This window comes from Thermocladium sp. ECH_B (genome assembly GCA_001516585.1).
Lineage (GTDB): Archaea > Thermoproteota > Thermoprotei > Thermoproteales > Thermocladiaceae > Thermocladium.
The window spans coordinates 1-1,757 of sequence record LOBW01000133.1; the positions used below are offsets into that span (position 1 = coordinate 1).

General features: G+C 40.9%; 2 protein-coding genes. Both read left to right on the forward strand.

Annotation, left to right across the window (positions count from 1 at the left end; translation table 11 throughout):
• On the forward strand, positions 1-1,027 hold a 1,027-nt coding region (locus AT710_09705), incomplete at its 5' end, for a hypothetical protein (protein KUO89920.1).
• Between the two features lie 51 nt (positions 1,028-1,078).
• The coding region (locus AT710_09710; GenBank protein ID KUO89921.1) for a hypothetical protein at positions 1,079-1,757 on the forward strand (679 nt) is incomplete at its 3' end.

A 1,757-nucleotide genomic window follows, 5' to 3' on the forward strand; every position in this document is an offset into this window, starting at 1 on the left:
CTTGGCCTATGTTTCTGTCTCTAAACCATCCAAAGTTACGGTTACACCTGTGACGTCTGCTGTTTGTCCAGCGCATCCCGACCAGAAATTAGTGGTGTATTTCATATCTCACGGCTCGCCGACTGATCCGTTTTGGATACCTGTTATTGAAGCTGCCGTATATGCAGGGCACTTATTCAATATGACCGTTATATACGAAGCACCAAGCACATTTTCAATATCTGAAATGGTTGAACTAGCTCAATCGGCTTTAGCCGCTAAACCTAGTGGGTTGATTATAACTGTACCCTCGGGTACGGCATTTGAGCCCATTATTCAAGAGGCGTATTCAGATGGTATACCCGTTATTGTAGTTAATGTAGTACCACCACCAGGTAGTTTACCCGGCTTTCCTTATAACGAGACGCTAGGTTATGTTGGTCAATACGACTATGGCGCTGGTGTTGGCGCAGCCCAGTACATGATTCAATGGTATGAAAAAACTTATGGAAAACCACCTACAAACATTGTTATTTTCAATCATGAACCCGGACTTCTTGGATTAACCCTCAGAATTGAGGGAGTCGAAAACGAGTTTAAAGCTTCCGGCATTAACGCCACAATTAATGTTATGCCGATATCGCTTAACTATGCTGAGTCGTTATCAACAATAGAGTCGTACCTCGAGGCACATCCAAATACGCAGTTAATGGTCACATTAGGACCCGCTGGAACCGATCCTGCCGTTGCCGCTGTAAAGGATCTTAATTTACAAGGGAAGGTTTATATAATGGCTTTCGATATCGATAACGTAACAATTCAAGGTATAGAGAACGGTACAGTAATAGGTACTGTTGATCAACAACCATTTGCCCAAGGCTTTATGCCTGTGGTGGAGATGTACTTATACCTATGCTATGGCATAGCACCTCCATACAATGTTACCACTGGTCCATTCATACTTAATAAGCAAACAGTCCAACTATATCAATACCAACTACAGGCCGTTAGTGAATTAAGCCCATATCTGAAGGCAATTACGGGATAATCTTTTTAATAAATGAGTAAAATTTAAAAATTCACTTTTTTTCTTAAAACTATGTTGTTTAAGGATAGGAAGGAGTATAATAAGTTGATTCGGATCTTTGATTATGGTGGTTTTTCCATATATAATTTAAAGGCTGCCGAGGCTCTTGATATTGTTCTTAATGCTAAGAAGGTTGAAAGGCTTTTTTTCCCGTTAAAAGGCTCGGTTATTGTTAACGGTGAGAATTTGAACGAGAAGGATATGGCTTATGTGCCTATTGACACGGAAGTTTCCCTAAGAGTTAATAAGGATTCTGTGGTTTATATAGCTGAGACACCTGCTCAAACGAAGTATGAATTTTATGTTAAGAGACTTAAGGATGCGGAGTCGTATTTTATTAATCAACCAGGTTATAGGAGAACTGTAGTGGTGATGATCGGTGAAGGTGATAAGGCTGAACGTTTTATAGCCGGTTATGTGGAGGGTTTAAAGGGTGAGTGGACCAGTTATCCACCGCATAGGCATGATGATAAACCAGAGACATACATATTTTACGGTATTGACCCAGGCTTTGGAGTTCAATTAATCATTGATGAGGATGATGAGAGGGCATATGTAGTTCATGACTACGACGTTGTACTTATACCAAGAGGCTACCATCCAAACTTTAGCACAACCCTAACAGGAATTAATTATGCATGGGTAATCGCAGCACCGCCAGATAGGCGAAACCTAACCGTGGAGGTTCATC